General features: G+C 68.7%; 25 protein-coding genes. 22 read left to right on the forward strand and 3 right to left on the reverse strand.

Annotation, left to right across the window (positions count from 1 at the left end):
* Positions 1–4 precede the first annotated feature (4 nt).
* The 17 genes from QKY98_RS01690 to QKY98_RS01770 all read left to right on the forward strand — a co-directional run bounded on the left by QKY98_RS01690 (position 5) and on the right by QKY98_RS01770 (position 15,306).
* Positions 5–577, forward strand: coding sequence for a COG4648 family protein (locus QKY98_RS01690; protein ID WP_284670246.1), 573 nt, complete (start codon positions 5–7; stop codon positions 575–577).
* Positions 574–2,220, forward strand: a complete 1,647-nt coding sequence (locus QKY98_RS01695; RefSeq protein WP_284670247.1) for an ApeI family dehydratase — start codon at positions 574–576, stop codon at positions 2,218–2,220. The genes QKY98_RS01690 and QKY98_RS01695 overlap by 4 nt, the downstream gene beginning before the upstream one ends.
* Positions 2,217–2,954 (forward strand): glycosyltransferase family 2 protein, encoded by a 738-nt coding sequence (locus QKY98_RS01700; RefSeq protein ID WP_027601013.1) that lies wholly within the window; start codon positions 2,217–2,219, stop codon positions 2,952–2,954. Before QKY98_RS01695 ends, QKY98_RS01700 begins: the two co-directional genes overlap by 4 nt.
* The gene (locus tag QKY98_RS01705) at positions 2,951–3,871 is read left to right on the forward strand and encodes a lysophospholipid acyltransferase family protein (protein ID WP_027599965.1); all 921 of its coding nucleotides are present in this window, start codon (positions 2,951–2,953) and stop codon (positions 3,869–3,871) included. Before QKY98_RS01700 ends, QKY98_RS01705 begins: the two co-directional genes overlap by 4 nt.
* Positions 3,861–5,387, forward strand: coding sequence for an HAL/PAL/TAL family ammonia-lyase (locus QKY98_RS01710; RefSeq protein ID WP_284670248.1), 1,527 nt, complete (start codon positions 3,861–3,863; stop codon positions 5,385–5,387). Before QKY98_RS01705 ends, QKY98_RS01710 begins: the two co-directional genes overlap by 11 nt.
* The gene (locus QKY98_RS01715; protein WP_027599963.1) at positions 5,380–5,814 is read left to right on the forward strand and encodes an acyl-CoA thioesterase; all 435 of its coding nucleotides are present in this window, start codon (positions 5,380–5,382) and stop codon (positions 5,812–5,814) included. Before QKY98_RS01710 ends, QKY98_RS01715 begins: the two co-directional genes overlap by 8 nt.
* A complete protein-coding gene (locus QKY98_RS01720; protein ID WP_284670249.1) occupies positions 5,802–6,386 on the forward strand; it encodes an outer membrane lipoprotein carrier protein LolA in 585 nt (194 codons plus the stop codon). The genes QKY98_RS01715 and QKY98_RS01720 overlap by 13 nt, the downstream gene beginning before the upstream one ends.
* Positions 6,383–8,707, forward strand: coding sequence for an MMPL family transporter (locus QKY98_RS01725; protein WP_284670250.1), 2,325 nt, complete (start codon positions 6,383–6,385; stop codon positions 8,705–8,707). Before QKY98_RS01720 ends, QKY98_RS01725 begins: the two co-directional genes overlap by 4 nt.
* A complete protein-coding gene (locus tag QKY98_RS01730; RefSeq protein ID WP_044343129.1) occupies positions 8,700–9,947 on the forward strand; it encodes an NAD(P)/FAD-dependent oxidoreductase in 1,248 nt (415 codons plus the stop codon). Before QKY98_RS01725 ends, QKY98_RS01730 begins: the two co-directional genes overlap by 8 nt.
* Entirely contained in the window at positions 9,944–10,444 is a 501-nt protein-coding gene (locus QKY98_RS01735) for a hypothetical protein (RefSeq protein ID WP_284670251.1), read from the forward strand. The genes QKY98_RS01730 and QKY98_RS01735 overlap by 4 nt, the downstream gene beginning before the upstream one ends.
* Positions 10,441–11,625: a beta-ketoacyl-[acyl-carrier-protein] synthase family protein gene (locus QKY98_RS01740; protein WP_284670252.1), complete on the forward strand. Its 1,185-nt coding sequence runs from the start codon at positions 10,441–10,443 to the stop codon at positions 11,623–11,625. The genes QKY98_RS01735 and QKY98_RS01740 overlap by 4 nt, the downstream gene beginning before the upstream one ends.
* The gene (locus tag QKY98_RS01745) at positions 11,622–12,071 is read left to right on the forward strand and encodes a hotdog family protein (RefSeq protein WP_007161062.1); all 450 of its coding nucleotides are present in this window, start codon (positions 11,622–11,624) and stop codon (positions 12,069–12,071) included. The genes QKY98_RS01740 and QKY98_RS01745 overlap by 4 nt, the downstream gene beginning before the upstream one ends.
* The gene (fabG, locus tag QKY98_RS01750) at positions 12,068–12,805 is read left to right on the forward strand and encodes a 3-oxoacyl-ACP reductase FabG (RefSeq protein ID WP_027599957.1); all 738 of its coding nucleotides are present in this window, start codon (positions 12,068–12,070) and stop codon (positions 12,803–12,805) included. Before QKY98_RS01745 ends, fabG begins: the two co-directional genes overlap by 4 nt.
* Positions 12,805–14,037: a beta-ketoacyl-ACP synthase gene (locus tag QKY98_RS01755; RefSeq protein WP_284670253.1), complete on the forward strand. Its 1,233-nt coding sequence runs from the start codon at positions 12,805–12,807 to the stop codon at positions 14,035–14,037. Before fabG ends, QKY98_RS01755 begins: the two co-directional genes overlap by 1 nt.
* A gap of 23 nt (positions 14,038–14,060) precedes the next feature.
* Entirely contained in the window at positions 14,061–14,459 is a 399-nt protein-coding gene (locus tag QKY98_RS01760; protein ID WP_007161065.1) for a hypothetical protein, read from the forward strand.
* Between the two features lie 101 nt (positions 14,460–14,560).
* Positions 14,561–15,010: a hypothetical protein gene (locus QKY98_RS01765; protein WP_007161066.1), complete on the forward strand. Its 450-nt coding sequence runs from the start codon at positions 14,561–14,563 to the stop codon at positions 15,008–15,010.
* Between the two features lie 59 nt (positions 15,011–15,069).
* Positions 15,070–15,306: a hypothetical protein gene (locus QKY98_RS01770; protein WP_284670254.1), complete on the forward strand. Its 237-nt coding sequence runs from the start codon at positions 15,070–15,072 to the stop codon at positions 15,304–15,306.
* Positions 15,307–15,883: 577 nt separating this feature from the next.
* Here QKY98_RS01770 and ilvA read toward each other — a convergent pair.
* A complete protein-coding gene (gene ilvA, locus QKY98_RS01775) occupies positions 15,884–17,410 on the reverse strand; it encodes a threonine ammonia-lyase, biosynthetic (RefSeq protein WP_350030283.1) in 1,527 nt (508 codons plus the stop codon).
* Between the two features lie 113 nt (positions 17,411–17,523).
* Between ilvA and rpiA the strand changes: the two genes are divergently transcribed.
* Complete coding sequence (rpiA, locus tag QKY98_RS01780; RefSeq protein ID WP_284670256.1) at positions 17,524–18,198, forward strand: ribose-5-phosphate isomerase RpiA; 675 nt, start codon at positions 17,524–17,526, stop codon at positions 18,196–18,198.
* Positions 18,199–18,463: 265 nt separating this feature from the next.
* Here the strand turns inward: rpiA and serA are convergent, their stop codons facing one another.
* Positions 18,464–19,693, reverse strand: coding sequence for a phosphoglycerate dehydrogenase (gene serA, locus QKY98_RS01785; RefSeq protein WP_027598764.1), 1,230 nt, complete (start codon positions 19,691–19,693; stop codon positions 18,464–18,466).
* Between the two features lie 224 nt (positions 19,694–19,917).
* On the opposite strand from serA, the gene QKY98_RS01790 reads away from it, so the two are divergent.
* The 3 genes from QKY98_RS01790 (at position 19,918) to QKY98_RS01800 (ending at position 22,571) form a co-directional block, all read left to right on the forward strand.
* Positions 19,918–20,583, forward strand: a complete 666-nt coding sequence (locus QKY98_RS01790; RefSeq protein WP_027598765.1) for a fumarylacetoacetate hydrolase family protein — start codon at positions 19,918–19,920, stop codon at positions 20,581–20,583.
* Between the two features lie 88 nt (positions 20,584–20,671).
* Positions 20,672–21,577: an SdiA-regulated domain-containing protein gene (locus QKY98_RS01795; RefSeq protein ID WP_284670257.1), complete on the forward strand. Its 906-nt coding sequence runs from the start codon at positions 20,672–20,674 to the stop codon at positions 21,575–21,577.
* 70 nt (positions 21,578–21,647) lie between these two features.
* Positions 21,648–22,571: an SdiA-regulated domain-containing protein gene (locus tag QKY98_RS01800; protein WP_144948659.1), complete on the forward strand. Its 924-nt coding sequence runs from the start codon at positions 21,648–21,650 to the stop codon at positions 22,569–22,571.
* Positions 22,572–23,334: 763 nt separating this feature from the next.
* Here the strand turns inward: QKY98_RS01800 and QKY98_RS01805 are convergent.
* Positions 23,335–23,859: a gamma carbonic anhydrase family protein gene (locus QKY98_RS01805; protein ID WP_027598768.1), complete on the reverse strand. Its 525-nt coding sequence runs from the start codon at positions 23,857–23,859 to the stop codon at positions 23,335–23,337.
* Positions 23,860–24,160: 301 nt separating this feature from the next.
* Between QKY98_RS01805 and QKY98_RS01810 the strand changes: the two genes are divergently transcribed.
* Positions 24,161–25,612, forward strand: a complete 1,452-nt coding sequence (locus tag QKY98_RS01810) for an anion permease (RefSeq protein WP_042137461.1) — start codon at positions 24,161–24,163, stop codon at positions 25,610–25,612.
* Positions 25,613–26,716 lie beyond the last annotated feature (1,104 nt).

Consider the following 26,716-nt stretch of genomic DNA (forward strand, 5'->3'; position numbering starts at 1 on the left):
GCTTATGAGTGCCCTGCCTTCCCGCTCTCCCCTGGGCCTGGTCGCCAGTGCCCTGCTGCTCCTGCTCGGCCTGGCCTATCCCTTCGCCGTCTACTTCGGCCTGCAGCACCTCTCGCCGCGCCTCTTCGCCGCCGGCCTAGGCGCCCTCTGGGGCCTGCGCCTGCTGCAACCCGGTCTCAACGGCCTGCAGCGCGGCACCGCCCTGGTCGCCCTGTGCTTCTGCCTGCTGCTGGCCCTGAGCGACGCCGCCGTCCTGCTGCGCTGGTATCCGGTGCTGCTCAGCCTCTTCCTGCTGGCGGTGTTCGGCCTGAGCCTGCTGCGCGGCCAGCCGCTGATCGAGCGCCTGGCGCGGCTGCGCGAACCCGAGTTGCCGCCGCGCGCGGTGCGCTATACCCGCCGGGTGACCCAGGTCTGGTGCCTGTTCTTTCTGTTCAACGCACTGACCGCCGCCGGCCTGGCGCTGTGGGCGCCACTGGCCTGGTGGACGCTCTATACCGGCGTCATCGCCTATGGCCTGATGGGCCTGCTGTTCGCCGGCGAATGGCTGGTCCGCCAGCGCGTGCGGAGGCTGCCATGACCTTTTCCCCCCTCGCCGAATTGCTCGCGCCCGCGAGTCCGCTGGACCTGGTGCTCAGGCAGCGCGCCCTGCGGCTGGCGGCCGCCTTCCAGAACGCCGGTCTCAGGCGCCTGGCCTTGCACCTGGACGATGCCGAAGACCTGGCCTGCGCCCTGCTCGGCGCCTGGCGCGCCGGGGTCGAGGTGATCCTGCCGGCGGATGCCCAGCCCGCCACCCGCGCGCGCCTGGCGCCGACGCTCGATGCCTGGCTCGACGACCTCGACGGCTGGACCGCGGCCGAACCCCTGAAGCCCGCCCGGCTCGATCTGCAGGCGCCGCTGCTGACCCTGAGCACCTCGGGCTCCAGCGGTGAACCCAAACTCATCGCCAAGCAGCTGTTCCAGCTGGCCAACGAGGTCGCCGCCCTGGAGCGCCTCTGGGGCGCGTCCCTTGGCGCGGCGACCGTCCTTGGCAGCGTCTCCACCCAGCACATATATGGCCTGCTCTTCCGGGTGCTCTGGCCGCTCTGCGCCGGGCGGCCCTTCGCCCGCCAGGCGCTGCCCTTCACCGAGGAATTGCAGCGCGAGACCGCCGCCCTGTCGCGCCAGGGCCGGCGCGCGGTGTGGATCAGCAGCCCGGCATTGCTCAAGCGCCTGGGCGAGAATCTCGACGATGCCGTCCTCGGCCAGGTGGTGCAGGTATTCTCTTCTGGCGGCGTGCTGCCAGGCGCGGCCGCCAAGGCCTGTCAGCAACGCTTCGGTCGTTATCCCACCGAGGTCTATGGCAGCTCCGAGACCGGCGGCATCGCCTGGCGGAGAGGCCCGCAACCCTGGCAGGCCTTTGCCGACATCGAGCTGGGCCAGGATGCCGAGGGCGCCCTCTGGCTGACCTCGCCCTACCTGCCCCAGGGCGTGCGCGAGCAGACCATGGACGACGTGCGCCTGCTGGGCGACGGCCGCTTCGAGTTGCTCGGCCGCCTGGATCGCATCGTCAAGCTGGAAGAGAAACGCATCGCCCTGCCAGCCCTCGAAGCGCGGCTGCTCGGCCATCCCGCCATCGCCGATGTCCGCCTGGGCGTGGTGCAGCAGGGCCGCGCCCTGCTCGGCGCCCTGGTCGCCCTGAGCGAGCGCGGTCTGCACCAGCTGCGCAACGGCGGTCGCCGCGCCCTGGTGGCCGAGCTGCGCGAACACCTGGTCGGCCATTGCGAGGCCATCGCCCTGCCGCGCCGCTGGCGCCTGCTGCTGGCGCTGCCCTATAGCGCCCAGGGCAAACTGGCCCAGGCCGAGGTGGAGCGCCTGCTGGCCCAGCCCCGGCCGGTGGAGATCGAGCCTCTCAGTGTCGAGCAGACCGCAGATGGCTGGCGGCTGGAGCTGGAAGTCGCGCCGGACCTGGCGTTCTTTTCCGGCCACTTCCCCACGGCGCCGGTGGTGCCCGGGGTGGTCCAGGTGGGCTGGGCCCAGCGCCTGGCGCGCCAGCACCTGGCCCTACCGGCGGACTTCGCCGGGATGGAGGTGCTGAAATTCCAGCAGCTGCTGCGCCCCGGCGATCGGGTGACCCTGACCTTCCATTTCGACGCCAGCCGCAGCAAGTTGCACTTCGCCTTTCGCCAGGGTACGGCGGCTTGCTCGTCCGGGCGCATCCTGCTCAAGGAGGCGCGGTCTTGAGCTTTCGTGCCTGCGCGGTGATCCCGGTGTTCGACCACGAGCACGCTCTGCCGTTGGTGGTCCAGGCGCTGCGCCAGCGCGCCCTGCCCTGCGTGCTGGTGGACGACGCCTCCAGTCCCGCCTGCGCCCAGGTGATGGACGAGCTGGCCACGCAACCCGACATCCACCTGCTGCGCCTGCCGGTCAACCAGGGCAAGGGCGGCGCGGTGATGGCCGGCCTCGCCGAGGCGCAGCGCCTGGGCTTCAGCCATGCGCTGCAGGTGGACGCCGACGGCCAGCACGACCTGGCCGACGTGGCCGCCTTTCTCGCCGAGGCCCAGGCTTATCCAGACGCGCTGATCTGCGGCTATCCGCAATTCGACGACTCGGTGCCCAAGGGCCGGCTCTATGCCCGCTACCTCACCCATGTCTGGGTCTGGATCAACAGCCTGTCGCTGGAGATCCGCGACAGCATGTGCGGCTTTCGCGTCTATCCGCTGGCACCCACCCTGGCGGTGATCCGCGCCGGCGGTCTGGGCAAGCGCATGGATTTCGACCCGGAGATCCTGGTGCGTCTGGCCTGGCGCGAGCAGCCCATGCGCTGGCGTCCGACCCGGGTGCACTATCCGCTGGATGGCCGCTCGCACTTTCGCCTCTGGCAGGACAACGTGCTGATCTCGCGCATGCACACCCGGCTGTTCTTCGGCATGCTGCTGCGCGCGCCGCGCCTGCTCTGGCGCCGGGTGCGCGGATGAGCGGCCACTGGGCGCAGCAGCGCGAGCGCGGCAGCCCCGTGCTGATGCGCCTCACCGCCTGGCTGGCGCGGCATCTGGGCCGCCGCGCCATCGCCCCGCTGCTGCGGTTGATCGTGCTGTACTTCTTTCTGTTCGGCGCCCGCGCCCGCCGTGGCATCCGCGAGTACCAGCAGCGCCTGGCCGACTGGAGCGGTCGTCCCGAGCTGCAGCCCAGCTGGCGCAGCGGCTATGCCCAGTTCATGGCCTTCGCCGAAGCCCTGCTGGACAAGCTCGATGCCTGGAACGGCCGTCTCGGCCTGGATCAGGTGCAGTTGCACGACCCGGACCAGGTGCACGGCCGCATGCACGGGCCGCGCGGCGAGATCCTGGTCACCGCCCACCTGGGCAACCTCGAAGTCTGTCGCGCCCTGGCCCAGCTGGGGCGGCGGGTACGCCTCAACGTGCTGGTGCACACCCGCCACGCCGAGGCCTTCAATCGCCTGCTGGAAGAAGCCGGCGCCAGCGACCTGCGGCTGATCCAGGTCAGCGAGCTGGACCCGGCGGTGATGCTGCAGCTGAGCGAGCGCCTGGAGCGCGGCGAGTGGCTGGCCATCGCCGGCGACCGGGTGCCGCTGCATGGCGGGCGCACCGTGGCGGTGGATTTTCTCGGCGCCCCGGCGCCCTTCCCCCAGGGGCCCTGGCTGCTGGCCCACCTGCTGCGCTGCCCGACCAACCTGCTGTTCTGCCTGCGCGAAGCCGACGGCTACCACCTCTACCTGGAAGACTTCGCCCCGGCGCCAAGCTGGCGCCGCCAGGAGCGCGCCGCCGGCATCCAGGGCCTGGCCCAGGCCTATGCCGAGCGCCTCGCCGCCCATTGCCTCAAGGCGCCGCGGCAGTGGTTCAACTTCTATCCCTTCTGGAGTCGCGATGAACGCTAGTGTGCGCTTTGGTAGCCAGGCCCTCGCCCTCGAAGACCTGGTCGCCCTGGCCGAGGGCCGGGCCCGGGCCGACCTGCAGGACGATGCGGCCTTTCGCGACGGCATCGCCCGCGGCGCGCGCTTCGTCGAGTCGCTGCTGGCCCGCGAGGGCTCGGTCTACGGCATCACCACCGGCTATGGCGACTCCTGCGTGGTCGCCGTGCCCTTGGCCCAGGTCGAGGCCCTGCCACGCCAGCTCTATACCTTCCACGGCTGCGGCCTAGGGCGCCACCTGGATCCGGCGGCGACCCGCGCGGTGCTGGCGGCGCGGCTGCAGTCGCTGTGCCAAGGGGTTTCCGGGGTGCGCGTCGAATTGCTCGAACGCCTCACCGCCTTCCTGCGCGAAGACATCCTGCCGCGGATCCCCGAAGAGGGTTCGGTGGGCGCCAGTGGCGATCTCACCCCGCTGTCCTACGTCGCCGCCGCCCTCTGCGGCGAGCGCCAGGTGCTCTGGCGCAACGAGGTGCGGGACGCCGCCGACGTCCACGCCGAACTGGGCTGGACGCCCCTGGTGCTCCGGCCCAAGGAAGCCCTGGCGCTGATGAACGGTACCGCGGTGATGACCGGCCTGGCCTGCCTGGCCTTCGCCCGCGCCGAGTACCTGCTGCGCCTGGCGACCCGCATCACTGCCCTCAACGTGGTGGCCCTGGCCGGCAATCCCGAGCACTTCGACCAGCGCCTGTTCGCCGCCAAGCCCCATCCGGGCCAGGGCCAAGTCGCCGCCTGGCTGCGCGCGGACCTGGCCGCCGAAGGTCCGGCCGCGCCGCTGCACCGCCTGCAGGACAGGTATTCGCTGCGCTGCGCGCCCCATGTGCTGGGGGTGCTGGCCGACAGCCTGCCATGGCTGCGCCAGTTCATCGAGACCGAACTCAACAGCGCCAACGACAATCCGCTGATCGACGCCGAGGACGAGCGGGTGCTGCATGGCGGCCACTTCTATGGCGGCCACATCGCCTGCGCCATGGACAGCCTCAAGACCCTGGTGGCCAACGTCGCCGACCTGCTCGACCGCCAGCTCGCCCTGCTGGTGGACGCGCGCTACAACCACGGCCTGCCGGGTAATCTCTCCGGCGCACCGGCCGAACGCGCCATGCTCAACCACGGCTTCAAGGCGGTGCAGATCGGCGCCAGCGCCTGGACCGCCGAGGCGCTCAAGGGCACCCTGCCCGCCAGCGTCTTTTCCCGCTCCACCGAATGCCACAACCAGGACAAGGTCAGCATGGGCACCATCGCCGCCCGCGACGCCCTGCGCGTGCTGGAGCTCACCGAACAGGTGGCCGCCGCCACCCTGCTGGCTGCCCAGCAGGGCGTCTGGCTCAGGCGCCAGCAGGGCGTGGAGCCGCCCGCACCGCTGGCCGCCATGCACCGCGACCTGGGCGAGACCTTTGCGCCGCTGATCGAAGACCGCGCCCTGGAGGCCGAATTGCGCCAGACCCTGACCCTGATCCGCGCCCGCCACTGGAGGCTCTATGCGTAAGACCGGTGCCCTGCAGGTCGAGGTGGAGATGCAGATCCCCTTCTTCGACGTCGACATGATGGAAATCGCCTGGCACGGCCATTACGTCAAATACCTGGAAGTGGCGCGCTGCGCCCTGCTCGACCGCCTGGGCCACAACTACCTGCAGATGCGCGAATCCGGCTATGGCTGGCCGGTGATCGACCTGCAGATCCGCTACATCCGTCCCCTGCTGTTCCAGCAGCGCGTGCGGGTAAAGGCCGATCTGGTGGAGTGGGAGAACCGCCTCAAGCTCAACTACCTGATCAGCGATGCCGCCACCGGCGAGCGCCTGACCCGCGCCAGCACCGTGCAGGTGGCCGTGGACATGGCCAGCCGCGAGATGCAGCTGGCTTCGCCCAGGGTCTTCATCGACGCCGTGGAGAGGGCCCTGGCATGCGCACGCTGATCGCTCTGCTGCTCATCCTCGCCGCCCCCCTGGCCCAGGCCTTCGATCTCGACGACCTGGCCACCCAGCTGGCGCGTCCGGCCGCGGTCACGGGCAGCTTCGTCCAGCAACGCTATCTGCGCGCCCTGCCGCAGCCGCTCACCAGCAGCGGCCACTTCACCCTGGCCCGCGGCCTGGGCCTGCTCTGGCGGCTGGAGAAGCCGCTGACCCAGACCTATCGCATCACCCCCGGCGCCATCGCCAAAGAGACCCCCGCCGGCTGGACGCCGCTGCCCGGCAGCGACCTGGCCGCGCGCCAGAGTGCGCTGTTCCTCGCCGTGCTCGGCGGCGATCGCAGCGGCCTGGAGCGCGACTTCGAACTGGCCCTGAGCGGTGACGCCCGCCACTGGCAGCTGCGCCTGACCCCGCGCGGCGCCCTGCTCAAGCAGGTGTTCGACGGCATCCTCATCCAGGGTGGTGAGCTGGTGGAGCAGGTGGAGATCCGCGAGACCCAGGGTGATCGCAGCCTGCTCAGGCTCGACGGTCAGGCCCGCGACGCCCTCTCCGCCGACCAGCGCGCGGCCTTCCAGTGATCCGCCTGCAGCGCCCCTTCCTGCTGTTCCTCTTCGCCCTGCTGGCGCTCAGCGCCTGGCAGTGGCGGCACGGTCCGCCGGTGGCCGCCGATCTGCTGGCACTGCTGCCCCAGGGCGCCGGTGATGCCCTGACCCTGCAGGCCGAGGCGCGCATGGCCGAGCCGCTCAATCGCGAGGTGCTGCTGCTGGTGGGCCATCCCCAGCGCGAGCGACTGCCGGCCCTGGCCGAGCGCCTGGGCCAGGCCTGGTCGCGGGAGCCGCTGTTCGAAAGGGTGCAGTGGCAACTCACCCCTGACCTGCCCGGCCTGCGCCAGCAACTCCTGGCCAGTCGCCTGGCGCTGGCACCGGGGCCAGCGCGCGACGAGCTGATCAAGACGCCCGACGCCTATCTGCAAGCACGCGCCGCGGCCCTCTTCGATCCCTTCGCCGGCGCCGGTGCCCTGCCACTGGAGCAGGACTGGTTCGGCCTCGGCCTGCTGCTGCAGCGCCAGCTCACCCCGGCCAGCAAGGTGCAATTCGACGCCGGCAGCGGCCTCTTGCTGACCCAGGGCGACGGCCTGAGCTGGGCGCTGATCCGCGCCCGCACCCGCGCCGATGCCTTCGACTTCGATGCCCCGCCGCAGGTGGAAGCCCTGATCGAGGCCGCGCGCCGCGAGGTAGTGGCCGACGGCGGTCAGCTGCTGGCCGCCAGCGGCCTGAGATATGCCGCTGGCGGCCAGGCCACCGCCAGTCGCGAGATGTCGCTGATCGGCGGCCTCGCCACCTTCGGTACCCTGGCCCTGCTGCTGGGGCTGTTCCGCCGCTGGCGGGTGCTGCTCAGCCTCTTGGCGGTGGGCGTGGCCCTCTTGGCCGGCAGCGCCGCCTGCGTGCTGCTGTTCGGCCAGATCAACGCCCTCACCCTGATCCTTGGCGCCAGCCTGACCGGGGTGGCCGCCGATTATCCGCTGCACTATCTCAGCAAGAGCTGGAAGGGCGGTCCCTGGGACGCCACGGCCATCCTGCGCGAGACCCTGCCCGGTCTGTCCCTCAGCCTGGCCACCAACCTGCTCGGTTATCTGGCGCTGGCCTGCACGCCCTTTCCGGCGCTGACCCAGGTGGCGGTGTTTTCCGCCGCCGGCCTGATCGGCGCCTACCTCACCACCCTCTGCCTGCTGCCAGCCTGGTGGCAGCGCCTGGACCTGGCACCGCCTGCCGCGCCGCTGCGCGTCATGCAACGGCTGCTCGAGCTGCGCCTGCGCCTGCTGGGCCGCACCGGCAGCCTGCCGCTGCTCTTGGCCCTGCTGGCCTTTTGCGGCGCCGGTGTCTGGCAGCTGCACCTGCAGAACGACCTGCGCCTCTGGCTCGGCCAGGACCCGACATTGACCCGCGAAGCCCAGGCCATCGCCCGTCTCACCGGCCTGCAACCCACCAGCCAGTTCTTCCTGGTGCGTGGCGCCGATGCCGACCAGGTGCTGGAGCGCCAGACCGCCCTGGGCCAGCGCCTCGACGCCCTGGTCAGCGCCGGCCAGCTGCAGGGCTATCGTGCGCTCAGCGGTCTGCTCGCTCCCGCCGCGGCCCAGGCCGAATTGCGCCAGGCCCTGGCCGGTTGGGGCGAACGCCTGCAACCGCTGCTGGCCGTGGGTATCCCGGCGGAGGCGCTGGAGGCCGAGCTCAAGCAACTGCAGCAGCTGCCCGACCTGAGTCTCGACCAGGCGCTGGCCGGCCCCCTGGGCGAACCCTGGCGACCGCTCTGGCTGGGCCGCACGACCGAGGGCGGCGCGGCCGGCCTGGTCAGCCTGCAAGGCCTGGGCAACGCCGAGGTGCTACAGACGCAGGCCGAGGGCCTGCCCGGCGTGCAACTGGTGGATCGCCTGGGCGAATTGCGCGGACTGTTCGTCCACACCCAGCGCCTGGCGGTGGAACTCAAGCTGCTGGCCTCGGGCGCCATCTTTCTCCTGCTGCTCTGGGCCTTCGGCCGCCGCGCGGCGCTGCGCATCGTCTGCCTGCCGCTGCTGGCGGCCCTGGCGGCCCTGGCCTGCCTGGGCTGGCTGGGTCAGCCGCTGACCCTGTTCAGCCTCTTCGCCCTGCTGCTCATCACCGCCATCGGCGTGGATTACGCCATCCTCATGCACGAGGCCATCGGCGGTGCGGCGGTCAGTCTGCTCGGCGGCCTGCTGTCCGGCGTCGGCAGCTGGCTATCCTTTGGCCTGCTGATGCTCAGCAGCACCCCGGCCATCGCCAACTTCGGCCTGGCCATCAGCCTGGGCCTGGTGTTCAGCTTTCTGCTGGCGCCCTGGGCCTCGCCCCCCGTCTCCCACGAAAAGGACCTTCGTCATGGTTGAACATCATCCCCTGATCGTCATCGGTGCCGGCCCGGCGGGCGCCGTGGTCGCCGCCCTGCTCAAGCGCCGCGGCCATCCGGTGCTGGTGCTGGAAGCACAGCACTTTCCGCGCTTTTCCATCGGCGAGAGCCTGCTCTCCCACAGCCTGGACTTCGTCGAGGAAGCCGGGATGCTGCCCGCGGTCGAAGCCGCCGGCTTCCAGACCAAGATCGGCGCGGCCTTCGCCTGGGGCGAGCGCTACACCGACTTCGACTTCCGCGACACCTATAGTGGTGGCCGCAGCACCTTCCAGGTCCAGCGCGGCCCCTTCGACAAGATCCTGGCCGACGACGCCGCACGCCAGGGGGTTACGATCCGCTACGGTCAGCGCGTCACCGCCGTGACCCTGGGTGAAGATGGCGAAAGGACCCAACTCGAGGTGCAGGGCGACGACGGCCAGGCCTATGCGCTGACCACCGACTTCCTGCTCGACGCCAGCGGCTACGGCCGGGTGCTGCCCCGCCTGCTGGATCTGGAGGCGCCTTCGGACTTCCCCGTGCGCCGCGCCCTTTTCACCCATGTCGAGGATCGCATCGACGATCCCGGCTTCGACCGCCAGCGCATCCTCATCACCACCCATCCGACCCTGCGGGACGTCTGGTTCTGGACCATTCCCTTCAGCGACGGCCGCACCTCGATCGGGGTGGTCGCCGCCGCCGAGCGCTATGCCGGACGCGCCGCCGATCTCGCCACCTGTCTGCGCGACTGGGTGGCCGAGACCCCGAGCCTGGCCCGGGTGCTGCACAATGCGGTCTGGGATACGCCGGTGCGCGAACTGGGTGGCTACGCCGCCAACGTCAAGCGCCTGCACGGCCCCGGCTTCGCCCTGCTGGGCAACGCCGCCGAGTTTCTCGACCCGGTGTTTTCCTCGGGCGTGACCATCGCCCTGCGCTCGGCCAGCCTGGCCGCACCGCTGGTGGATCGCCAGCTGCGCGGCGAGTCGGTGGACTGGGAGGCCGAATTCGCCCGGCCGCTCAAGGCGGGCGTCGATACGTTCCGTGCCTATGTGGAGGGCTGGTACGATGGCAGCTTCCAGGACGTCATCTATTTCGAACACGCCGATCCCGAGATCAAGCGCATGATCTGCGCCATTCTCGCCGGCTACGCCTGGGACGTTCGCAACCCCTTCGTCAAGGAGCCCCGGCGGCGCCTGCGCCTGCTCGTCGAGCTCTGTCAGCTGAATTCGGCCCATCCTGCATGACCCTGCCCCGTCCGTTCGTCTTCGCGCTGGCCTGCCTGCTGCTGCTCGCCGCCTGCGCCAGCCAGCCGCCGCTGCCCAGCAGTCCGCCGCCGCTGGCGCGTGCCCTGGTCTACCAGGTGGAGCGCCAGACCGCCGAGGGCAGCGACGCCCTGCTGCTGGCCATCCAGCCGGAAGGCGCCGCCCTGCGCTTTTCGCTGTTCGATCCCCTTGGCGTGCCCCAGGCGCGCCAGCAACTGATCGACGGCGCCTGGCACGCCGACGGCCTCTTGCCGCCCAATCCCCGGGCGCGCACCTTCTTCAGCGTGCTGCTGTTCGCCCTGACCCCGACCGACCAGTTGCCAGGGGCCTATGCCGCGGGCGACTGGCAGAGGGCCGCCGACGGCAGCCGCACCCTCAAGGACTGGCAGGTGCGCTATCCCGCCACCGACCGCCTGGAGCTGCAGGCGCCGGATGGGTCCAGCTATCACCTGGCGCTCTTGCCGGAGTCCGCGCCTTGAGCGCCTACCTGAATGCCCTGGGCCTGCTCTGCGCCCTGGGCCAGGGCAAGGCCGAGGTGGCCCGTGGCCTGTTCGCCGGTGATACGGCCGGCATGCAGCCTACGGCGGGCTGGATTCCCGAGCGCCAGCCGCCGGTGGGTACCGTCACCGCGCCGCTGCCAGCCTGGCCGCTGGAGTGGACACCTTTTTTCAGCCGCAACAACCAGCTGCTGCTGGCGGCCCTGGCCGAGATCGAACCCCAGGTGCGCCAGGCCATCGAGCGCCACGGCCCGGCGCGTATCGGCGTGGTGCTGGGCACCAGCACCTCGGGCATCCACGAGGCCAGCCTGGGCATCGCCGTGCACCAGCGCAGCGGCCAGTTGCCCGAGGGCTATCAGTACGCCCAGCAGGAACTGGTGGCGCCAGCGGACTTCCTCGCCCGCTACCTGGGCCTGAGCGGCCCCTGCTACGGCCTTTCCACCGCCTGCACCAGCAGCGCCCGCGCCCTGCTCAGCGCCCGGCGGCTGCTGGTCCAGGGCCATTGCGACGCCGTGCTCTGCGGCGGGGTCGACAGCCTCTGCGGCCTGACCCTGAACGGCTTCGCCGCCCTCGAAGCGGTCAGCGAATCGCTGTGCAATCCCTTCTCGGTCAATCGCTGCGGCATCAACATCGGCGAGGGGGCGGCGCTGTTTCTGCTGACTCGCGAACCCGGCCCCATCGCCCTGCTCGGCGGCGGCGCCAGTTCCGATGCCCACCATATCTCCGCCCCCGATCCCAGTGGGCGCGGCGCCATCCAGGCCATGCAGGCGGCCCTGCGCGCCAGCGGCCTGCAACCGGAGGACATCGGCTATCTCAACCTGCACGGCACCGCCACGCCGCACAACGACGCCATGGAAAGCCAGGCCACCCACCAGGTGTTTCCGGCCGGGGTGCCCTGCTCCTCCACCAAGCCGCTGACCGGCCATACCCTCGGCGCCGCCGGCGCCCTGGAAGCCGCCTTCGCCTGGCTGACCCTGGACCCGCAGCTCAATCCCGCTGGCCAGTTGCCGCCGCAGCGCTGGGACGGCCAGGCCGATCCGGCCCTGCCACGGCTGGCGCTGACGGATGCCGACAGCCGCCTGGACGGTCGCCGCCACGCCATGAGCAACAGCTTCGCCTTTGGCGGCAGCAACGTCAGCCTCATCCTCGGAGCCACGCCATGATCCCCTGGACCCTCGCCGAGCTGGTGCCCCACGCCGGCGACATGCTGCTGATCGACGAGATCCTCGCCTGTGACGAGAGCGGCATCGAGACCCGCCTGGTGGTCAGGCCCGGCCTCTTCACCGATGCCGCGGGCGCCCTGCCGGCCTGGATCGGCGTGGAACTGATGGCCCAGAGCGTGGCCGCCTTCGCCGGCTGCCAGGCGCGCCGTCGCGGCGAGGCCCCGGCCCTGGGCTTTCTGCTCGGCACCCGCCAGTTCGCCTGCGACGTGCCGGCCTTTCCCGCTGGTGGCGAATTGCGCATCCGCGCCCAGCCGGCGCTGGAAAACGACGATGGCATGGCCATCTTCGACTGCCACCTGCAGGGCCCTGGCTGCCAGGCCAGCGCCCGCCTGAACGTCTATCGTCCACCCCAGGTGGATCTGTACCTAGAGGAGCCCGCGCCATGAGCGTCGCCCCCGCTCCGGTCCTGGTGACCGGTTCCAGCCGCGGCCTGGGCCGCGCCATCGCCCTGCGCCTGGCCGCCGCCGGCCATGACCTGGTGCTGCACTGCCGCAGCCGCCGCGAGGAAGCCGAGGCGGTGCGCGCCGAGGTCGAGGCCCTGGGCCGCAACGCCCGGGTGCTGCAATTCGACGTCGGCGACCGCGCCGCCTGCGCCGCCATCCTGGAGGCCGACACCGAGGCCCACGGCGGCTACTACGGGGTGGTCTGCAACGCCGGCCTGACCCGCGACGGCGCCTTTCCGGCGCTGACCGGCGAGGACTGGGATGTGGTCCTGCGCACCAACCTCGACGGCTTCTACAACGTGCTGCACCCGGTGGTCATGCCGATGATCCGCCGCCGCGCGCCGGGGCGCATCGTCTGCATCACCTCGGTCTCCGGGCTGATCGGCAATCGCGGCCAGGTCAACTACAGCGCCTCCAAGGCCGGCCTGATCGGCGCCGCCAAGGCCCTGGCCGTGGAGCTGGCCAAGCGCAAGATCACCGTCAACTGCGTGGCCCCGGGGCTGATCGACACCGAGATCCTCGACGAGCACGTCCCCGTGGAGAAGATCCTCGAGATGATCCCGGCCGGGCGCATGGGCACCCCCGAGGAGGTGGCCCACGCCGTGGCCTTCCTGCTCGCCCCCGAGGCCGGCTACATCACCCGCCAGGTGCTGGCGGTCAACGGAGGACTGTGCTGATGAGCGCGCGCCGCGTCGTGATCACCGGGATGGCCGGCGTCACCGCCCTGGGCAGTGACTGGCCGACCATCCGCGACCATTTCCTCGCCGGCCACAGCGGCATCCGCCGCATGGACGCCTGGGATCGCTACACCGAGATGAATACCCGTCTGGGCGGCCCCATCGTCGACTTCCAGGTGCCGGGCCACTGGACCCGCAAGCAGTTGCGCAGCATGGGGCGGGTGTCCCAGCTGGCGGTGGCCGCCGGCGAGCGCGCCCTGGCCGATGCGGGGCTGCTGGACGACGCCCGCATCACCGACGGCCGCATGGGCGTGGCCTGCGGCTCCTCCACCGGCAGCACCGACGACATCAAGGCCCTGGCCAACATGCTGCTCAGCGACGCCGCGGTAGGCCTCAACGCCAACACCTATGTGCGCATGATGCCGCACACGGCGGCCGCCAACCTGAGTCTGTTCTTTGGTCTCAAGGGTCGGCTGATCCCCACCTCCAGCGCCTGCACCAGCGGCAGCCAGGGCATCGGCTACGCCTACGAGGCCATCAAGTTCGGGCGCCTGCCGCTGATGCTGGCCGGCGGCGCCGAAGAACTCTGTCCCAGCGAGGCCATGGTCTTCGACACCCTCTATGCCACCAGCCTGCGCAACGACGCCCCCCAGACCTCGCCGCGTCCCTACGACCGCAGTCGCGACGGCCTGGTGATCGGCGAAGGCGCCGGCATCCTGGTACTGGAAGAACTGGAACACGCCCGGGCGCGGGGTGCGCACATCCATGCCGAGATCGTCGGCTTCGGCAGCAACGCCGATGGCCAGCACTCCACCCGCCCCGAGCAGGCCACCATGCAACGCGCCATGGAGCTGGCCCTGGAAGACGCCGGGCTGACCCCGGACGCCATCGGCTACGTCAACGGCCACGGCACCGCCACCGAACAGGGCGACATCGCCGAGACCCGCGCCACCCAGGCGCTGTTCGGCGCCCGCATGCCCATCAGCTCGCAGAAGAGCTACCTGGGCCATACCCTGGGTGCCTGCGGCGCCCTGGAATCCTGGTTCAGCATCGCCATGATGAACGAGGAGCTGTTCGTGCCCACCCTCAACCTCGACGAACTGGATCCCCAGTGCGGCGAGCTGGACTATCTGCGTGGCGGGCCACGCGCGCTGCGCACGGACCATGTGATGAACAACAATTTCGCCTTTGGCGGGGTGAACACCTCGCTGATCTTCCGCCGCTGGTCCTGATGACCCTATCCCGAGGTATGCCCATGTTGCGTCGCCTGCTGCTCGTCTCCGCTCTGCTGTTCCTGGCGGCCTGCACCCGCGCGCCCCTGGTGACGCCCCAGGAGGTCTTTCCGGCGGATCGGGTGGAGAACGCCGCCGATGTCCGCCGCGCCATCGTCGATACCCTGGAACGTCGTGGCTGGAGCGTCGGCCAGGAGAGCCCCGGCCTGGTGGTCGCCAGCATCGTGGTGCGCGATCGCCACCAGGCCTGGGTCGACATCCCCTACAGCACCAAGGGCTACCAGATCCGCTACCGCGACAGCGCCGGCCTCGACTACGACGGCGAGCGCATCCATCGCAACTACAACAAATGGGTCCAGCTGCTCGACGCCGACATCCGCCGGCAACTGCAGTTGCCGGCCCCCGCAGCCGCCGCGGAGTGACCATCCGCGGTCTGCGCGATAGCACAGAACGCCGGTCCCGCGGCTGACGGAGCGGGCGTTCTGGGTTAAACAGTCATCCCCACCACCACAAGGAAGTCACCATGCGTATCCTCACCTCCACCCTCGCCCTCACCCTGAGCCTGGCCGCGCTGCTGCCCGGCGCCGCCCAGGCCCGCGACACCACCCTGCAACTGCCCTTCGCCGAAGTCGTCCAGGAAGCCCTGGCCGCCAAGCGCCTGGATGGCAGCGTGAAGTTCTACCTGGCCGGCAATCCGGTGCCGGGCAAGGCCACGGTGGTCAACTCCAGCATCACCACCAATCAGAAGACCAACGCCTTCAACAAGACCGACGAGGTCGCCTGCCGCTGGGTGCTGCAATCGGCGCTGATCCGCCTGCAGGAAGCGGCCAAGGCCGCCGGTGCCAATGCGGTCACCGACATCACCAGCTACTACAAGAAGAACGAGTGGAGCGATCCCACCCGCTACGAGTGCCACGCCGGCGCCCTCATGGCCGGGGTCGCCCTCAAGGGCAAACTGGTCATCCTCAAGTAGATCGGAACGGCGGCGCGTCTGGGTGGGTCTGTCTAGAAACCCGCCCCGAGGCCGCCGCCATGCCCATGTTTCGCGTCCACTACCGCAAGGACGGCGAGTCCCGCCAGCTCGACCTCGAGCATCCGCAGGCCAGTCTCGCCCCGCACGAAGCCGCCCTGGCCGTGCTGGAACAGCTGCGCGCCGACGCCGAGAACAGCCTGGCGCTGCCGCCCGCCGATGCACCCGCCGCGGCCATCCTGCGCCAGGCGGAGGTGCATGGATTGACGGATATCCGATTGGAGCCGCTGGCTTCGTAGGTTGGTGTCGAGCGTCTGGCGCGTGGTCATCCTCACCCAACCCTCTCCCGCAGGGAGAAGGGGCGGTTGGGCTCCGCAGCGCGTAGCGCGGAAAACCGCGCAGCGTTTTCCACTTTTTGCGCCAAATACCAATCGCGGCCATGGGCCGCTCCTACAGGCTTGACCGTAGGAGCGGCCGCATCGGCGGACCGCCATGGCCGCGATCAATTGCGCTTACCCGTAGCGTGGAAAACGGCGCAGCCTTTTCCGCAGACGAGCCGCGGTGCCAACGGTGGATAAGACTGCGCCGTTATCCACCCTACCCGTAGCTTGGCGCTGGGCGCCGCAAAGTCCAGCAGGTGGCAGCTTCCGGTATGGGGCTACACTCACCCCAGCCCTCTCCCCGAGGGAGAGGGGGCCGTCTGGTCCAGCGTGGGCTTGTGGGCGCATCGCGGCCATGGCGGTCCGCCGCTGCGGTCGCGCCTACAAGAACATCATTCCCTGTAGGAGCGGCCCATGGCCGCGATCATCGCCGTAGCGTGGATAAGGCTGCGCCGTTGTCCACCCTACCTGCAGCGAAGCCCAACACCACCGGACCTCAGCCCAGGAACAACCGGTACGCCGGATTCTCCGTCTCGTCCCAGTAGCGATAGCCGATGGCATCCAGGGTCGCCAGCAGCTCGGGCCGCTCGGCCTCGCTGGCCTCCAGCCCCGCGAACACCCGGCCGTCCGCCGCGCCGTGGTTGCGGTAGTGGAACATGCTGATGTTCCAGCGCCCGCCCAGGCGTTCGAGAAAGTCGAACAGCGCCCCGGGGCGCTCGGGGAATTCGAAGCGGAACACCTGCTCCTGGCCGACCCGCGCAGCGTGGCCGCCCACGGTGTGGCGGATATGCAGCTTGGCCAGCTCGTTGTCGGTCAGGTCCAGCACCGGAAAACCCTGGTCGCGCAGGCCCTGGATGAGGGCGTCACGCGGATCGCGCTGAGGATGGGTCTGGACGCCGACGAAGATATGGGCCTCTTCGCCAGTGTGGTAGCGGTAGTTGAATTCGGTGATCTGCCGCCGGCCGAGTGCCTCACAGAAGGCGCGGAAGCTGCCCGGTCGCTCGGGGATGGTCACGGCGATGATGGCTTCGCGCTGCTCGCCCAGTTCGGCGCGCTCGGCCACGTGTCTCAGGCGGTCGAAATTGATGTTGGCGCCGGAGTCGATGGCCACCAGCACCTGACCGCCACTGCCTTCCCGCTCGGCGTATTTCTTGATCCCCGCCACGCCCAGGGCGCCGGACGGCTCGGTGATGGAGCGGGTGTCGTCGTAGATGTCCTTGATCGCCGCGCAGATCTCATCCGAGCTGACGGTGATCACCTCGTCGACATAACGGCGGCAGATCTCGAAGGTGTGGTGGCCGATCTGGGCCACGGCCACGCCGTCGGCGAACAGCCCCACCCGCGGCAGCACCACCCGCTCACCGGCGGCCATGGCCTGCTGCAGGCAGTTGGAATCGTCCGGTTCGACACCGATGATCCTGATCTCGGGGCGCAGGTATTTCACATAGGCGGCAACCCCGGCGATCAGGCCACCACCGCCCACGGGGACGAAGATGGCATCCAGCCGACCAGGATGCTGGCGCAGGATCTCCATGGCCACGGTGCCCTGGCCGGCGATGACATCAGGATCGTCATAGGGCGGGACGAAGGTGTAGCCCTGCTCCTCGACCAGGCGCAGCGCCTCGGCCAGGGCCTCGGGAAAGGCGTCGCCGTGCAGCACCACCTCGCCGCCGCGCGATTGCACGCCGATGACCTTGAGCTCGGGCGTGGTGCGCGGCATCACGATGATCGCCCGCACCCCCAGTTCGCGGGCCGCCAGGGACAGGCCCTGGGCGTGGTTGCCGGCGCTGGCGGTGATGACGCCACGGGCCTTTTCGCTGGCCGAAAGGCTGGCCAGCTTGGTGTAGGCACCACGGATCTTGAAGGAGAACACCGGCTGCAGGTCTTCGCGCTTGAGCAGCACCTGGCAGCCCAGTCGTTCGGACAGCGCCCGCGCCGGTTGCAGGGGCGTTTCGATGGCCACGTCGTAGACGGGGGCGAGCAGGGTCTTCTTCACATAGTGTTCGAGCATCGGCGGAGCGATCCGGTGGGTGCGGCGGGGGCGAAAAGTCTACTACGGGCACCTCCGGGTGGGTTAGCCAGGCCGTCCGAGCGGCTATAATCGGCGACCCTCCACCCGTTTTCGCGGATACCCCCATGAATCAGGACCAGCTCAAGCAGGCCGTCGCCCAGGCCGCGGTCGACCTCATCCTCCCCCAGCTCTCCCGCGACAGCGTGGTCGGCGTGGGCACCGGCTCGACCGCCAACTTCTTCATCGACCTGCTGGCCAAGCACAAGCTGGAGTTCGATGGCGCCGTGGCCAGTTCCCAGGCCACCGCCGACCGGTTGAAAAGCCATGGCATCACCGTCTATGACCTCAACGGTGTCAGCGACCTTGAATTCTATGTGGACGGCGCCGACGAAGCCGACGGCCACCTCAATCTGATCAAGGGCGGCGGCGCGGCCCTGACCCGCGAGAAGATCGTCGCCGCCGTAGCACGCAAGTTCATCTGCATCGCCGACGTCAGCAAGCGCGTCGACGTCCTCGGCGAATTCCCGCTGCCGGTGGAAGTCATCCCCATGGCCCGCAGCCACGTGGCCCGCGAGCTGGTGAAGCTGGGCGGTGATCCCGAGTACCGCGACGGCGTGGTGACCGACAACGGCAACGTCATCCTCGATGTGCACAATATGCACATCGTCGATCCGGTGGGCCTGGAAGCCAGGATCAACAACATCGTCGGCGTGGTCGCCAACGGCCTCTTCGCCGCCCGCCCGGCGGACGTGCTGCTCTTGGGCACCGCCCAGGGCGTGGAGCGGCTGGAGCGCAGCTGAGCCACCCGTAGCGTGGAAAACCGCGCCAGCGTTTTCCACAGGTGAGCTCATGCACGGCCAGTGGATAAGGCTGCGCCGTTATCCACGCTACGGCGTTTATCGCGGCCATGGCGGTCCGCCGATGCGGCCGCTCCTACAAAAGCACGATATACCTGTAGGAGCGGTCGCTACGGCGCACCGGCATGGCCGCGATCATAGACACCACCTCACAAAAAAGCCCCGGTCAGGCGAACCCGACCGGGGCTTTTTCATGCCGCCTGACGGCTTAGAACAGCACGCGGCAGCGGATGGTGCCCTTGACGTTCTGCAGCTTTTCCTGGGCCAGGTCGGAATACTCGGCGTCGACGTCGATCACCACGTAGCCGACCTTCTCGTCGGTCTGCAGGTACTGACCGGAGATGTTGATGCCGCTCTCGGAGAAGACGCGGTTGATCTCCGACAGCACGCCCGGCACGTTCTGGTGGATGTGCAGCAGGCGGTGCTTGCCCGGGTGCGACGGCAGGGCCACTTCGGGGAAGTTGACCGAGGACACCGAGGTACCGTTGTCGCTGTACTTGACCAGCTTCTCGGCCACTTCCAGGCCGATGTTGGCCTGGGCCTCGGCGGTGGAGCCACCGATGTGCGGGGTCAGGATGACATTGTCCAGGCCACGCAGCGGCGAGACGAATTCGTCGTTGTTGGAGCGCGGCTCCACCGGGAAGACGTCGATGGCGGCGCCGATCAGGTGCTCGTCCTTGATGGCGGCGGCCAGGGCGTCGAGGTCGACCACGGTGCCGCGGGCGGCGTTGATCAGAATGCCGCCCTTCTTGATCGCGCGGATCTCGCGCTCGCCGATCATCAGCTGGGTGGCGGGGGTTTCCGGTACGTGCAGGGTGACGATGTCGCTCATGCCGAGCAGTTCGGTCAGGGAGCCGACCTGCTGGGCGTTGCCCAGGGGCAGTTTGGTGATGACGTCATAGAAGAACACCTGCATGCCCAGGCCCTCGGCCAGGACCGACAGCTGGGTGCCGATGGACCCGTAGCCGATGATGCCCAGCTTCTTGCCGCGGATCTCGAAGGAGTTGGCCGCGCTCTTGATCCAGCCGCCGCGGTGGCAGGAGGCGTTCTTGGCCGGGATGCCGCGCAGCAGCAGGATGGCCTCGGCCAGCACCAGCTCGGCCACCGAACGGGTGTTGGAATAGGGGGCGTTGAACACGGCGATGCCGCGCTCGCGGGCGGCCTGCAGGTCGACCTGGTTGGTGCCGATGCAGAAGCAGCCGACGGCGACCAGCTTCTTGGCGCAGTCGAACACCTCTTCGGTGAGCTGGGTGCGCGAGCGGATGCCGATGAAGTGGGCGTCGGCGATCTTTTCCTTGAGCTGGGCATCCGGCAGAGAGCTGGTGACGTACTCGATGTTGCTGTAACCCGCGGACTTGAGGATATCCACGGCGGACTGGTGGACGCCTTCCAGGAGAAGGAAGCGGATCTTGCTCTTGTCGAGGGAAGTCTTGCTCATCTGCGTTGAATCCAGAGTGTCCAGGGAGAAGGATGCCGGCGCGGCGCAGGCCAGGTCAGCCAGCGGCAAAGGGGTCGCTATCTTAGCATGAGCCACCGGATGCAGGTCCGGTTGCGACCTGAAGCTTTCTCAGGGCGACCATGAGCGCCTTGCGACCAGGACCGCGCCGCGGCCTCCGCTTTTGGTTAAGATCGCCAGCAGACGCCACTCACCAGGAGCACAAGATGGCCTACCAGCACCAGTACCTCGATGGCACCAAGATCCACTTCCCCCTGGGCAAGGTCGTCTGCATCGGCCGCAACTACGCCGAGCACGCCAAGGAGCTGAACAACCCGGTTCCCACCGAGCCCCTGCTGTTCATCAAGCCGGCCAGCTGCGTGGTGCCGGTGGCCGAGGGTTTCGCCATCCCCACCGATCAGGGTTCGGTGCACTACGAGGCCGAGATCGCCGTGCTGATCGGCAAGCCGCTGTCGAAGAAGCCGTCGGCCGAGGAAGTGCGCGATGCCATCTCCGGCTTCGCTCCCTCCCTGGACCTGACCCTCAGGGACGTGCAGAGCCGCCTCAAGGAAAAGGGCTATCCCTGGGAGATCGCCAAGAGCTTCGACGGCGCCTGCGTGCTCGCGCCCTTCGTGCCGGGCGATGCCTTCGAGGACCTGGCCGACATCCCGGTGCGCCTGACCATCAACGGCGAAGTGCGCCAGGACGGCAACAGTCGCGACATGCTCAACCCCATCCTGCCGCTGATCCAGACCATCGCCGGGCATTTCTCCCTGCAACCGGGCGACGTCATCCTCACCGGCACGCCGGTAGGTGTCGGACCTCTCAACGTGGGCGATGACCTGGTACTGGAGCTGCCGGACGTTAGCCGCTTCGAAACGCGCGTGCTATAACCCCGCCACCCACCGTCGCCTGGCCGGTGCCTGGCGACGGTGTGTCGGCACGGCCGCGACGCTCTAACAAGAAGCCGTCCGAGCCCGCATGTCCAGACTCCTCCGCCTCATCCTGTCGCGCCTCCTCCCCGCCTTCGTTTTGCTGGTGCTGATCGTCCTCACCTTCGTCTGGCACTGGAACGACCGGGCGCTGCTCTGGTGGCAGGAATACCGCACGCCGCCGGAAGTGCGCGCCCAGGCGGTCTGGCTGCCGGACTACCAGGCGGTGATCCAGGGCAAGCCGCTGCCGGGTCTGGCCGAGGCCGAGACCTCCGACCTCACCTACGATCCCCGTACCCGCACCCTCTTCGCCGTTACCGGCAGCACCCCCTATCTGGTGCAACTGAGCCTGACCGGCGACATCCTCAGACGCATCCCGATCCGCAACGTCTCCAACCTCGAAGGGGTGACCGCTCTGGAAGACGGGCGTCTGGCCATCGTCGACGAGCGCCAGCGGCGGCTATCGCTGTTCCAGCTGGCCGACGACGCCCGCGAACTGGACGCCAACACCTTCGAACACCACGACCTGGGCTTTCCCGACGCCGGCAACAAGGGCTTCGAAGGCATCGCCTGGGATCCGCGGCACCAGCGACTGATCCTCAGCAAGGAACGCGATCCGGCCGCCCTCTTCACCCTGGCCAGCGACGGCCGCGGCGTCTCCGGCAGCCTGCAGCCCTTTGCGCTCAAGCAGCTGGTGATCGACTATTCCGCGGTGGCGGTCGATCCGCGTACCGGCCACCTGCTGGCGCTGTCCGACCAGTCCCACACCCTGGTGGAGATGACCGCGGACGGCCAGCCGGTCAGCTTCATCAGCCTCAGAAGCGGCCTGCACGGTCTCAAGGCGACCATGGAGCAACCGGAAGGCGTGGCCCTCGACGAAGCCGGCAATCTCTACATGATTGGTGAACCCAATCTCTTCCACGTGTTTCACAAGGTGTCCGGCGCGGCGCAATGAGCGCCTATTCAGCTTGAATTCAGGGTCGCGCCCTTAGGCTGCGCGGCATTACCGCCTCAGGACCCTGTCGATGTTCCCGCTGTTTTCCCCTCGCACCCTGGGTGCCCTGCTGGGCGGGGCCCTGCTGCTGGCCCTGACCCTGGTGGCCCAGCAGCACCGGCTGTTCGAGCGGCTCTGGTTCAACGTCCAGAGCCAGCTCCAGGCCGAAAGCCGCCAGGCCCGCTCGCTGTGGCTGCCGGGCTACCGGGTCACCGTCGAGGCCAGGCCCATCGGCGACGGCATCACCGACGTCTCGGCGCTGAGCTTCGACCCCGACCGCCGCACCCTGGTCAGCGTCACCAACAAGCCGGCGCGCTTTCTCGAACTGGACCTGGACGGCCGCCTGCTGCGCCAGGTGGAGCTCAGGGGCTTCAGCGATCCGGAGGCCATCGAGTACATCGCCCCCGGCGTCTACATGATCAGCGAAGAGCGCCGCCAGCGCCTGGTGCGGGTACGGATTGGCGCCGACACCCGGGTGGTGGACATCGACGACCGCCAGGTCAGCCACCCCTTCAGCCTCAGCGACGTGCAAAGCGACAACCGCGGCAACGAAGGCCTGGCCTACGACGCGGCGCGCGAGCGCTTCTTCGTCGCCAAGGAAAGCGATCCGGTGCGCATCTACGAGATCGAAGGTCTCGGCAGCGAAGCCTTCGAAGGCCTGCAGGCGCTGTCGCTGCGCACGGATCCGCAACGCGATCGCCGCCTGTTCGTGCGCGATCTCTCCAGCCTGCAATTCGACCCCGGCACCGGCCACCTGCTGGCGCTCTCGGATCAGTCGCGGCTGGTGCTGGAGCTGGACGACGACGGCAAGCCGATCAGCTCGCTGTCACTGCTGCGCGGCCAGCACGGCCTGAGCCGCAGCGTGCCCCAGGCCGAAGGCGTGGCCATGGACGACCAGGGCCGGCTGTATGTGGTCAGCGAGCCGAATCTGTTCTATCGGTTCGAGAAGCCGTGAGGTAGAGGCTCATCGCGGCCATGCCGGTGCGCCGTAGCGACCGCTCCTACAGGTGTTTCCTGATCCGTAGAAGCGGCCCATGGTCGCGATCAGTTCCTGGCCTTCCCTCACCCGGAGAGGGGTGGTTCCGCGCTAGCGGATGGCCTGGCGACAATGGAGCGAATCCGCCTTTGGCGCTAAAAACGAACGCCTGCTCCAACAGCCCCCTCTCCCCTCGGGAAAGGGGCGGGGTGAGGGCGCGCCTGGCACCTGATCTCCATGTGGAAAAGGCTGCGCCGTTTTCCACGCTACGCAGCCGGTGTTGAGCGCAGCGAAGCCCAACGGGCTGGAGTGGTTTCACCCTCACCCCAGCCCTCTCCCTGAGGGAGAGGGGGTGGTTCCGCGCTAGCGGATGGCCTGGCGACAATGGAGAGAATCTGCCTTTGGCGCTGGCAACGAACGCCTGCTCGAACAGCCCCCTCTCCCCTTGGGAGAGGGGGTGGTTCCGCGCTAGTGGATGGCGTGACGACAATGGAGCGAATCTGCCTTTGACGCTGGCAACGAACGCCTGCTCGAACAACCCCCTCTCCCACTGGGAGAGGGTTGGGGTGAGGGCGCGCTTGGCACCTGATCTCCATGTGGAAAAGGCTGCGCCGTTTTCCACGCTACGCAGCCGGTGTTGAGCGCAGCGAAGCCCAACAGGCGGGAGCGGCTCGACCCTCACCCCAGCCCTCTCCCCTTAGAGAGAGGGTCATCCAGCGCAGAGTGCGGCTCCCGAGCTCTTCTACTCTCCCTGCTCGAACAACTCCTCCAGATAGCGCCGCGCATTGGCCACATAGACCTGGGCATTGGCTGCCAGCTGTGCCTGCTGGGCTTCGCTGAGGGCGCGGACCACCTTGGCCGGCGAGCCGAGCACCAGGGAGCCGTCGGGGATCACCGCGTTCTCGGTAACCAGGGCATTGGCGCCCACCAGGCAGTTGCGCCCGATGCGCGCGCCGTTGAGCACCACGGCGTGGATGCCGATCAGGCTGCCGTCGCCGATCTCGCAGCCATGCAGCATGGCTTGGTGGCCAACGGTGACGCCGCGCCCCAGGGTCAGCGGCGAGCCGGGATCGGTGTGCAGCACGGCGCCGTCCTGCACATTGCTGTCCGGGCCGATGTGGATCAGCTCGTTGTCGCCACGCAGCACCGCGCCGAACCAGACGCTGGCACCCTCGTCCAGGCGTACCTTGCCGATCACCGCGGCGGTGGGCGCGACCCAGCTCTGTGGATGGGCCTCGACCCGCTGTTCTCCCAGGCGGTATTTCATGGTGTCGCTCCTCGTATTGTTGTCGTTGGCGGAACGCCCGATTGTTCGCCAGCGCGGGGCCTGGGCGCAATCGACGCCGACAGGAGCCCCAGCGTTGTTGCAAGTCATTCTCGATAGCGAAAGAATGCCAGGGGAACCTAAGCCCGCCCGACTGCGACGAATGACCACGGCCAGAACGCTGGGAAAGGCCCTCGGCCTTTGCAAAGCTGGCGGCCGCTGACCGCACCGTCCTTGTAACCGCAGCGTCAGCCGTCCCGGCCCAGGCCGGTTTCCCGAGACCACCGGAATCTGCGAGCGCCCGATGCGTACCACCTGGAAATTCCTGCTGCCCCTCGCCGTCACCGGACTGCTGGCGCTGCTGCCGGCTCCCGACGGCCTGCCCGTTCATGCCTGGCTGTACTTCGCCCTGTTCGCCGGCGTGGTGGTGGGGCTGATCCTCGAGCCCCTGCCCGGCGCGGTGATCGGCCTGATCGGCGTGGCCCTGGCGGCCCTGCTGGCGCCCTGGGTGCTGTTCAGTCCGGCGCAACTGGCCACCCCCGGCTTCCGGGCGCCCCAGGAGGCGCTGAAATGGGGCCTGGCGGGCTTTTCCAACAACACCGTCTGGCTGATCTTCAGTGCCTTCATGTTCGCCCTGGGCTACGAGAAGACCGGACTCGGGCGGCGCATCGCCCTGCTGCTGGTCAAGGCCATGGGTCGGCGGACCCTGACCCTGGGCTATGCGGTGATGCTAGCGGACCTGGCCCTGGCGCCCTTCACCCCGTCCAACACCGCACGCAGCGGCGGCACCGTCTACCCGGTGATCCGCAATCTGCCGTTGCTCTACGATTCCAAGCCCAACGACCCCAGCGCGCGGCGCATCGGCTCCTACCTGATGTGGGTGGCGATCTCCTCCACCTGCGTCACCAGCACCCTCTTCCTCACCGCCCTGGCGCCCAACCTGCTGGCCGCCGCCCTGATCGAGAAGACCGCCCAGGTGCACATCAGCTGGGGCCAGTGGTTCATCGCCGCCGCGCCCATGGGCATCCTCCTGCTGGCCCTGCTGCCGCTGCTGGCCTACTGGCTGTATCCGCCGGAGATCAAGCGCAACGACCAGGTGCCGCTGTGGGCGGCCAAGGAACTGGCCGCACTCGGCCCGCTGACGCGCGACGAAAAGCTGCTGCTGGCCCTGGTGATCGGTGCCCTGGCGCTGTGGATCTTCGGTGCCGCCTGGGCCGATCCGGCGCTGGTGGGCATCCTGGTGATCGTGCTGATGTTGCTGCTCAAGGTCATCACCTGGAACGACGCCCTGGGCAACAAGGCCGCCTGGAACACCTTCGCCTGGTTCGCCACCCTGGTGGCCCTGGCCGACGGCCTGACCCGGGTCGGCTTCGTCGCCTGGTTCGGCCAGTGGGTCGCCGGCCATCTGGGCGGCTTCCATGCCGGCACCGCCATGGTGGTGCTGGTGGTGGTCTTCTTTCTCGCCCACTACCTCTTCGCCAGCTCCACCGCCCACACGACCGCGCTGCTGCCGGTGATGCTGGCCGCCGGCATGGGCATTCCCGGCATCGACCTGCCGGTGTTCGCCCTGCTGCTGGGTACCTCCCTGGGGCTGATGGGCATCATCACCCCCTACGGCACCGGACCGAGTCCCGTGTACTACGGCAGCGGCTACCTGCCCAGCGCCGACTACTGGCGGCTGGGGACGATCTTCGGGGCGCTGTTCCTGCTGGTGCTGCTGGGGATCGGGGTGCCGTGGATCATGATGGTGGCGTGAGGGGTAGCTGGGCGTTCGGTGCCCAACGCCTGGGTCGTGGTGATCCGGGCGGATCGGCGTAGGTTGGGTTGAGCGATAGCGAGGCCCAACGGTGCGGCGGTTGCCGTGATGCCTCGGTTTATCGGCGCCCTGGCTGCTTATCGAGTGCTCAGATGGCTTTTGTTTCGCCCACCCGGGCGACTCATTTTTGCCAATCGCGGCTACGCGCCCCGGACAAAAGTAAGCAAAAACGCTTGCCCCGACCATCCGGCCCTCCGCTGCGCTGCGGGTGACTCGCGTCGCTCACCTTTCGGGCCAGCCTACAGCTGTTACTTCACTGCGCTACGTTTCGCTCACACCAGCGCCGTTCCGGGGTCGTTCCAGATGGGCCGTCCTTGGCCCACAGGACCTCTCGCCGCATCCATGCGGCTCGACCCACTCCACGACACTGGCGTTCGCCCTTCTGAACGGGGCGGTTTCGCGCGCCTGAAAGTTTTAGTTGAAGAGCCATAACCGTCCGTAGCGTGGACAACGGCGAAGCCTTATCCACTGGTCCCGACTAAGCTCACTTGTAGAAAACGCCGTTACGACCTGACACCGGAAATCGCGGCCATGGGCCGCTCCTACGGGATATCCGACTTCTGTAGGAGCGGCCCATGGCCGCGATAAAGACGTGGTTTTCACGCTACAGATCTTGTGAACACTGGAGTCCTAGGCTGGCGCCCCGTCCCCGTCCCCGTCAGTGAGGCCGAGTTCCGGTGTCGTGGCGGGGGTTGCGAGGCAGGACGCCGAGCAAGGCGCGAGGGGCAGGAGGCCCCTTCGTGCCGTGCCCCTGCCACGGCGCCGGAGCGAGGGGACCCGGAGCGCAGCGGAGGGCCGAAACGTGGGGACAAGCGTTTTTGGTTACTTTTTTGGCGAATGCAAAAAGTAACTCGCCCGGGTGGGCGAAACAAAAGCCCTCAGAGCACTCGATAAACAGCTAGGGCACCCATACCCCTAATCCGTTGGGCTTCGCTACCGCTCAACCCAACCTACAGCCCCCCCATCCCCTCCTCCAAAATTTCCCCTCCCACCCGACCTTTTGCTTAGGGACCTAAGCATCCCTTCGGCGTAGAATCCACATTC

Origin of the sequence: Pseudomonas sp. HR1 (assembly GCF_030175875.1) — a bacterium.
Classification (GTDB): Bacteria; Pseudomonadota; Gammaproteobacteria; order Pseudomonadales; family Pseudomonadaceae; genus Chryseomonas; species Chryseomonas oryzihabitans.